The sequence below is a fragment of the Burkholderia sp. 22313 genome (genome assembly GCF_052045245.1).
Classification (GTDB): Bacteria; Pseudomonadota; Gammaproteobacteria; order Burkholderiales; family Burkholderiaceae; genus Burkholderia.
The window spans coordinates 103,814-111,010 of record NZ_JBQEON010000028.1; the positions used below are offsets into that span (position 1 = coordinate 103,814).

9 protein-coding genes and 1 pseudogene are annotated in these 7,197 nt (G+C 67.0%); 6 read left to right on the forward strand and 4 right to left on the reverse strand.

Annotated features, from left to right (window positions below):
* Positions 1–75: 75 nt before the first annotated feature.
* Positions 76–546, forward strand: coding sequence for a hypothetical protein (locus ACTJKF_RS22320; protein WP_440626176.1), 471 nt, complete (start codon positions 76–78; stop codon positions 544–546).
* A complete protein-coding gene (locus tag ACTJKF_RS22325) occupies positions 546–764 on the forward strand; it encodes a hypothetical protein (protein WP_321806723.1) in 219 nt (72 codons plus the stop codon). The genes ACTJKF_RS22320 and ACTJKF_RS22325 overlap by 1 nt, the downstream gene beginning before the upstream one ends.
* An 83-nt stretch (positions 765–847) precedes the next feature.
* On the opposite strand, the gene ACTJKF_RS22330 is transcribed toward ACTJKF_RS22325, so the two are convergent.
* Complete coding sequence (locus tag ACTJKF_RS22330) at positions 848–1,684, reverse strand: FTR1 family iron permease (protein ID WP_440626178.1); 837 nt, start codon at positions 1,682–1,684, stop codon at positions 848–850.
* Positions 1,685–1,696: 12 nt separating this feature from the next.
* Positions 1,697–2,029, reverse strand: a complete 333-nt coding sequence (locus ACTJKF_RS22335) for a cupredoxin domain-containing protein (RefSeq protein ID WP_440626180.1) — start codon at positions 2,027–2,029, stop codon at positions 1,697–1,699.
* A 329-nt stretch (positions 2,030–2,358) separates the two neighbouring features.
* Here ACTJKF_RS22335 and ACTJKF_RS22340 point away from each other — a divergent pair, with 329 nt between their 5' ends.
* Positions 2,359–2,559, forward strand: coding sequence for a heavy-metal-associated domain-containing protein (locus tag ACTJKF_RS22340; protein ID WP_006754615.1), 201 nt, complete (start codon positions 2,359–2,361; stop codon positions 2,557–2,559).
* Positions 2,560–2,632: 73 nt separating this feature from the next.
* Here the strand turns inward: ACTJKF_RS22340 and ACTJKF_RS22345 are convergent, their stop codons facing one another.
* Both ACTJKF_RS22345 and ACTJKF_RS22350 read right to left on the reverse strand, forming a co-directional pair.
* Entirely contained in the window at positions 2,633–4,123 is a 1,491-nt protein-coding gene (locus ACTJKF_RS22345) for an aldehyde dehydrogenase (RefSeq protein ID WP_440626182.1), read from the reverse strand.
* 85 nt (positions 4,124–4,208) lie between these two features.
* Positions 4,209–4,760, reverse strand: a complete 552-nt coding sequence (locus ACTJKF_RS22350) for a cupin domain-containing protein (protein WP_044849101.1) — start codon at positions 4,758–4,760, stop codon at positions 4,209–4,211.
* 426 nt (positions 4,761–5,186) lie between these two features.
* Between ACTJKF_RS22350 and ACTJKF_RS22355 the strand changes: the two genes are divergently transcribed.
* From ACTJKF_RS22355 to ACTJKF_RS22365, 3 genes and pseudogenes are all read left to right on the forward strand, one after another.
* The gene (locus ACTJKF_RS22355) at positions 5,187–5,411 is read left to right on the forward strand and encodes a hypothetical protein (protein ID WP_080294539.1); all 225 of its coding nucleotides are present in this window, start codon (positions 5,187–5,189) and stop codon (positions 5,409–5,411) included.
* Between the two features lie 284 nt (positions 5,412–5,695).
* Positions 5,696–6,481 (forward strand): gamma-glutamyl-gamma-aminobutyrate hydrolase family protein, encoded by a 786-nt coding sequence (locus tag ACTJKF_RS22360; protein WP_440626185.1) that lies wholly within the window; start codon positions 5,696–5,698, stop codon positions 6,479–6,481.
* Between the two features lie 27 nt (positions 6,482–6,508).
* Positions 6,509–7,197, forward strand: a pseudogene (locus ACTJKF_RS22365) (glutamine synthetase); the annotation flags it as partial.

The following is a 7,197-nucleotide window of genomic DNA, read 5'->3' on the forward strand; positions in this document are numbered from 1 at the left end:
AACGCTGATGAGCGGCCGATCCCGGATCGGGCACCGCAACGCGACGCGAGCCGCAAGCAAGATGACGGAGAGACCATGGTAAGACTGTTTGGATGCGCATTGCTGGCGCTGAGCGCTGCGTCGACGGGCTGGGCGGCCGAGCACTACGTCGAAGTCTGGAACCCGCCCGAGGCGCGGCAGCCGGCGGCACGCACACCGGATGCCCGTACGCAGGCTCCGCGCCCGGCTGCCGACGCGCACGCCGGCAGCAAGGCCGCGGAAAAGCATGCGAGCGTGCAGCAGAAGGCCGCGATCAAGCCGCACAAGCGCCGCGTCGCGCAAGCCGTGAAGGCCGCACCGCATCGTCCGCCCGCCGCGACGGTCAACGCGCCGGCCGCACCGCGCCCGATCGCGCAGCCCGCACCGGGCCGGCTCACGGTGATGCAGCCGGCCGCGCCCGACGCGTCGCACGCGCTCAACTTCTCCGACATCCCGCGGCAATACACGCCGGACGGCAACGTGCTGCGCGTCGGCACCGGCAACCGTTCCGCGGAGGTAACGCGATAATGGAAGCGCAGACCTATCACGGCTACCAGATCTGGGGCCATTCGATCCTGCAGCAGGACGAGATCCTGCAGCCCGAACGCTTCGCGGCGAGCGGCACGATCACGCAGAACAACCGGCTCGTCGAAGCGTCGGGCGTGCTCGGCGTGTTCGATACCGAGGACGAAGCGCGCGACGCGGGGCTCGAATGGGCCCGCGCGTGGATCGACAGCCACCGCTGAACGGGCCGCGCGGCTGCGCGCGAACCGGCACCGCAAAAAAAGGGGCGTCCACGACGCCCCTTTCCGCATTCGGCTCCACCTGCTCAGACCACAGGCCGCGGCGGCTGCACGGTCGCCCGGGGCCGGCCGACGAGCCGCGCCAGCACGACGATCGCGACCAGCGTGCCGACGTACGCGGCGATCTGGATTCCCGCCGGCCGCGCCGTATAGCCGATCAGCGTATGCAGCGCCTTGCCGACGATGCTCGATTCCTTGAGCAGCCACGACGTGTCCCAGATCGTGTTGCCCCACGACGGCACGAGGCCCGCCGCGAGCAGGAAGCCGACGCACTGGCTCGCCATCCCCGCCGCGAGCAGCACGATCAGCGCGTTGGTCACGGAGAACAGGCGCTTCAGCGGAATCTGCAGCAGCCCCGCATACATCGCATAGCCGAGCCCGGCGCCGCCGAGCACGCCGAGCAGGCCGCCGGCGATCATCTGCGGTGTCTGTCCCGGATCGCCCGCCGCGATGCCGTACAGGAACAGCACGGCCTCGGAGCCTTCGCGCAATACCGCGACGCCGACCACGATCGCCAGCCCCGTCAGCGGCCGGCTGCCGGTCGCGACGGCCCGCCCGACTTCGCCCATGTGGAGCGCCATCTCGCGACCGTGCCGGCTCATCCAGATGCAGTGCCACGCCAGCATCAGCGTCGCGACGAACATCACGCCCGCGTTGAAGACTTCCTGCCCCATGCCGGACGCCCACTGCGAGATCGCGTCGGCGAACGCGGCAATCAGGCCGGCGCCGATCACGCCGCCGACGAGCCCGCCGCCGACCCACCAGCCGCGCCGCGGCACGCCCTTCGTGGCGGCCATCACGATCGAGACCACCAGCGCGGCCTCGAGCACTTCACGAAAGACGATCAGGGCAGTAGACAGCATGGCGATATCCGCTTACTTGACGGTCAGGTGCGTCTTCGACTGCGCTTCGTGAAACTCGTCGTGGAACTCGTAGGTGCCCGCCTTCAGCGGCCCGACGAGGATCTCGACCGACTTGCCGGCCGGCACGACCTTCTCCGCCTTGAAATCGTCGCTCTCGAATTCAGCGGGCGTCGCATCGAGGTTCTTCACGACGAACTTCACCTGCTTGCCGGCCGGGATCGTCACGCCGGCGGGCGAAAACCTGTGGTCCTTCAGGCTCAGGTTGACGACGTCGTCGGCAGCGAATGCCGAGGTTGCCGATGCGCCCAGCAGGGCCAGCGCGAAGCCGAAAGCGAAACGAGTCATGTGGATGATGAACGGAAATATCGAAGGGGATTGATACTAAGATCGATTCGCATTTTCAACTCGAAGTAACCTTACCCCGGTCATGGAAATCGGGCACTGCCGATGCGACACGTCCCTTGCCGCACAAGGCTCCGCCAGATTTCGCCGATAATGCGTGATCGTCAATCAGGAAAAATTCGGACTGACGTCCGCGCGCGCACCGCCATTCGTCTGACTTCAGGATGACAGGTTGCCATCGCCCACCGGCCGTTGCGCCCGGCGCTTGACCTTCCCACCATGGCAAACTTCATGCTGAACGTGCTCGTCAATCGTCAACTCAGGAGAACACGATGGAATTCGAAGTCCAGGACATGACCTGCGGCGGCTGCGCCAACGCCATCACGCGTGCGGTGACGGCAGCCGACCCGGCCGCGAAGCTCGACATCGACGTGGCCGCGAAGACGGTCAAGGTCGAATCGGCGCAGGGCGCCGAACGCGTGCAGTCGATCATCGAAGCCGCGGGCTTCCACCCCGCACTGCGTTCCGCCTGACGCACGCGGGCGCGACGCCGTCCGGCGCCGCGCCCGCGGGCTGGCCCGTCCGCCCGGCCGCCCGCCCGGTACGTCAGCGCAGCCGGATCAGCGTCGACTTCAGCTCGGTGTACTTCTCGAGCGCGTGCAGCGACTTGTCGCGGCCGTTGCCCGACTGCTTGTAGCCGCCGAACGGGAAGTTCATGTCGCCGCCCTCGTCGTAGCAGTTCACCCACACCGTGCCCGCCCGCAGCCGGCGCGACACGTCGTGCGCGGTCGTCAGGTTCGACGTCCACACGGCCGCCGCGAGCCCGTACTCGGTATCGTTCGCCATCCGTACCGCCTCGTCGACGTCGTCGAACACGATGACCGACAGCACGGGGCCGAAGATCTCCTCGCGCGCGATCTTCGCGTCGGGTTTCACCTCGAACACGGTCGGCTCGACATAGAAGCCGCCCGTCTCCTCCTTCACCCGCGCACCGCCCGTCACGAGCGTGCCTTCCTTGCGCCCCGCGTCGATATAGCCCAGCACGCGCTCGAGCTGAATGCCGTCGACGATCGCCCCCATCGATACCGACGGGTCGAGCGGATTGCCCGGCACGTACGCGCGCGCGGCCGCGACCAGCTTCTCGATGAACGCGTCCTTGATGTCGCGCTGCACGAGCAGGCGCGAGCCGGCCGTGCACATCTCGCCCATGTTGTAGAAGATCGCGCCGGCCGCGGCCTGCGCGGCGCGCTCGAGGTCCGGACAATCGGACAGCACGATGTTCGGCGACTTGCCGCCGAGTTCGAGCCACGCGCGCTTCAGGTTCGACTGCGCCGCGTACTGCATGATCAGCTTGCCGACCGCGGTCGAGCCGGTGAACGCGATGCAGTCGACGTCGCGATGCAGCGCGAGCAACTTGCCCGGCTCGCCCGCGCCCGGCACGACGTTGAACACGCCGGCCGGGATGCCGGCCTCGAACGCGAGCTGCGCGACGCGGATCGCGGTCAGCGGCGATTTCTCCGACGGCTTCAGCACGACGCTGTTGCCGGCCGCCAGCGCCGGGCCGAACTTCCATGCGGCCATCAGGATCGGGAAGTTCCACGGCACGACGGCCGCCACCACGCCGACCGGCTCGCGCGTGACGAGCCCGACGAGATGATGGTCGGCCGGCGCGACTTCGCCGCCGACCTTGTCGATCGCTTCGGCGAACCATTCGACGCAATACGCGGCGCCCGGCACGTCGACCGTCGTCGTGTCGCCGATCGGCTTGCCCGCGTCGAGCGTCTCGAGCAGCGACAGTTCGTCGAGATGCTCGCGCATCAGCGCGGTCCAGCGCAGCAACACGGCCTTGCGCGCACGCGGGTTCAGCCCGGCCCACACGCCGGCGTCGAAGGCACGGCGCGCGGCCGCAACGGCGGCGTTCACGTCGGCTTCGCCGCAGTCGGCCACCTTCGCGAGCACGCGGCCGTCGATCGGGCTCACGCAGTCGAACGTCTTGCCGCCGTGCGCGTCGCGCGACGCGCCGTCGATGAATGCGCGCCCTTCGATCGCGAGCGACGCCGCCTTGTCCTGCCAGTCGGTCAAAGTCAACTTGTTCATCAGGATGCCTCAATGGTGGTGGCATTCGCGCTGCGGCACGCCGCGCAACGGCAACACGGCCGGCGGCGAATGCGGTGATGCGCGCTCAGAAGGTGGCCGGCGAATTGGCCGACACGACCTCGCAGAGCTGTTCCGCGCTGGGATTGCGAAAACGGTGCGGCAAACGGCTTTCGAAGTAGTAGCCGTCTCCGGGGTCGAGCAGCCAGGTCGCGCCGTCGACGGTGAGCTCGAGCCGGCCCGACACGACCACGCCGCCCTCATGCCCCGCGTGCACGAGCATCTCGGGCCCCGTATCGGCGAGCGGCTGGTAGACCTCGCGCATGATGCACATGTTGCGGTCCTTCACGCCGGCGCCGACGAGGTGGAACGCGAGTGCGTCGTTGCCGAGGTTCGGCATCTCGTCGCGGCGCGACACGACCGAGCGCGATTCCACCAGCTCGAACGTGAAGAACTCCGCGAGACTCATCGGGATGCATTCGAGCAGTTTCTTCAGCGAGCCGACCGACGGGCTCACGCGGCCCTGCTCGATCAGCGAGATCGTGCCGTTGGTCACGCCGGCCCGCTTCGCGAGTTCGCGCTGCGACAGGCCATGCTTGTTGCGCACGAAACGCAGGCGCTCGGCGACTTCGGTGGACATCGATTCGGTTTCGGACACGATAGGTAGTGCGGTGAAAAAGTGAAACGACGTGTTGGGCGAGCTCGGCAGCCGTTGAATATTCTAATCACTTTATGCCGCGTATCAGCGGGGAAAACCCTGAAAGGCGTTCGAAATAATGAACACCCGATACATCATTCCATTTACGAATTTTTTGTTCGGAGTGCCTCGGGAAAGCCCTGACACGAGACCGTCAAAAAACATTTGACGCCGTTATTGGCTCGTATATGCTGGCTCTCAGGTCGGCGTCATTGACCATTCATCGACACCAAAAAACGTTATCGCAACGCAAAAATTGATGCCGATCGATGTAAATGACGCAGGCCCGGCACCTCGATTATTTTAAACGCCTCGTGCGACGAAACGATCAGGTGTTCAATACTTTCAACAAACCAGTCGAGTGTAATCGTGAGAGTCCGTGGCCCTCTGGTGAGGTGGGATCGAGGCGATGCGCGAAGTTTGCGCAGCGCTGCTCCCGCTTCCGATGGCAGTTGCGGCTGGCATAGTCCTCGCCTGCTGCATCTGTCGATCTACACCATCCTGTCCCGTCGTTCCGTTCGGCGTCACAACGCCGTTTCCGCACGCGCATTCGTGGCCGTCGATACCGACGAAGTCGCGTCGCTGCTGCCATAGCGCCTCTCCCCCTTTTCTCGTCGTTCGTTTCAGCTGCCTGTTCGCCAGCCGCGTCGTCTGCGCGGTGACGGAACGCGTTCGCGCATTCGTTGCGGCGTCGCGCAGCGCAGCGAACCGAACGACGGCCTGACCGTCGCGCACCGCGCGGGGCAGCCACGCGCCCCCGTCGTGCCCATTCACCAGCGGCCTTGCGCTTCGCGCCAGGCTGCGGGGCCCGGTCGTGCCCGCGTTTTGCACGCTGCTGCGCAACGCACGCCAAGCCCTACGGACAACTGATTGACGTCATGGAAAGGAAACCCCTCGTCGGCCTCACCGCCGACTTCACGCAGATCGGCGCACATGCGTCGCATACGGTTGGCGACAAGTACGTCGCGGCGATCGTCGACGGCGCGCACGCGTTCGCGATGGTGCTGCCCGCGCTCGGCGATCGACAGTCGGTCGACGACGTGCTCGATACGGTCGACGGCCTGCTGTTTACCGGCAGCTACTCGAACGTCGAACCGCACCGGTACGGCGGCGAGCCGAGCGCGCCCGGCACGAAGCACGATCCCGCACGCGACGCGACGACGCTGCCGCTGCTGCGCGCGGCGATCGCCGCGGGCGTGCCGGTGCTGGCCGTGTGCCGCGGCTTCCAGGAGCTGAACGTCGCATGCGGCGGCACGCTGCATCAACGCGTGCACGACGTGCCGGGCCTCGCCGATCATCGCGAGGACGACGACGCGCCGATGGACACGCAATACGGCCCCGCGCACCTCGTGCATCTGACACCCGGCGGCGTGCTGCACACGCTCGCCGGCGGCCGCGACGACGTGCACGTGAACTCGCTGCACAAGCAGGGCATCGCGCAGCTCGGCGCCGGCCTCGCCGTCGAAGCCGTCGCGCCCGACGGCCTGATCGAGGCCGTCAGCGTCGTCGATGCGCCGGCTTTCGCGCTCGCCGTGCAATGGCACCCGGAATGGCGGCAGGCGCACGACCCGCTGTCGAGCGCGATCTTCCGCGCCTTCGGCGACGCCTGCCGCGCACGCCGCCATGCCCGCGCGCGCGCCACGGCCGCCGCCGCGCTCGCCTGAGCGCCGACCCACATAACGAGAACAGACATGCAAGACATCGAAGACTTTCTGAAGCAGCACCGGATCACCGAGATCGAAGCGATCATTCCCGACATGGCCGGGATCGCGCGCGGCAAGATCACGCCGCGCAACAAGTTCACGTCCGGCGAATCGATGCGGCTGCCGCAAGCCGTGATGGTGCAGACCGTCACCGGCGAATATCCGGAAGACGGCTCGCTCACCGGCGTGACCGATCCCGACATGGTGTGCGTGCCCGACACGTCGACCATCCGCCTGATTCCGTGGGCCGTCGACCCGACCGCGCAGGTGATCCACGACTGCGTGCACTTCGACGGCTCGCCGGTCGAGATCTCGCCGCGCTACGTGCTGCGCCGCGTGCTCGACCTGTACAAGGCAAAGGGCTGGAAGCCGGTCGTCGCGCCGGAGCTCGAGTTCTACCTGGTCGACATGAACAAGGACCCGGACCTGCCGCTGCGTCCGCCGGTCGGCCGCACGGGCCGCCCCGAAACGGGCCGCCAGTCGTATTCGATCGAGGCGGTCAACGAGTTCGATCCGCTGTTCGAGGACATCTACGAGTACTGCGACGCGCAGAACCTCGACATCGACACGCTGATCCATGAAGTCGGCGCCGCGCAGATGGAAATCAACTTCATGCACGGCGACGCGCTGTCGCTGGCCGACCAGGTGTTCCTGTTCAAGCGCACGGTGCGCGAGGC

Bases quoted from the DNA above. Each gene is read 5' to 3' on its own strand.
- ACTJKF_RS22320 (WP_440626176.1), top strand. From the start codon at position 76: ATGGTAAGACTGTTTGGATGCGCATTGCTGGCGCTGAGCGCTGCGTCG.
- ACTJKF_RS22325 (WP_321806723.1), top strand. From the start codon at position 546: ATGGAAGCGCAGACCTATCACGGCTACCAGATCTGGGGCCATTCGATC.
- ACTJKF_RS22330 (WP_440626178.1), bottom strand. From the start codon at position 1,684: ATGCTGTCTACTGCCCTGATCGTCTTTCGTGAAGTGCTCGAGGCCGCG.
- ACTJKF_RS22335 (WP_440626180.1), bottom strand. From the start codon at position 2,029: ATGACTCGTTTCGCTTTCGGCTTCGCGCTGGCCCTGCTGGGCGCATCG.
- ACTJKF_RS22340 (WP_006754615.1), top strand. From the start codon at position 2,359: ATGGAATTCGAAGTCCAGGACATGACCTGCGGCGGCTGCGCCAACGCC.
- ACTJKF_RS22345 (WP_440626182.1), bottom strand. From the start codon at position 4,123: ATGAACAAGTTGACTTTGACCGACTGGCAGGACAAGGCGGCGTCGCTC.
- ACTJKF_RS22350 (WP_044849101.1), bottom strand. From the start codon at position 4,760: ATGTCCACCGAAGTCGCCGAGCGCCTGCGTTTCGTGCGCAACAAGCAT.
- ACTJKF_RS22360 (WP_440626185.1), top strand. From the start codon at position 5,696: ATGGAAAGGAAACCCCTCGTCGGCCTCACCGCCGACTTCACGCAGATC.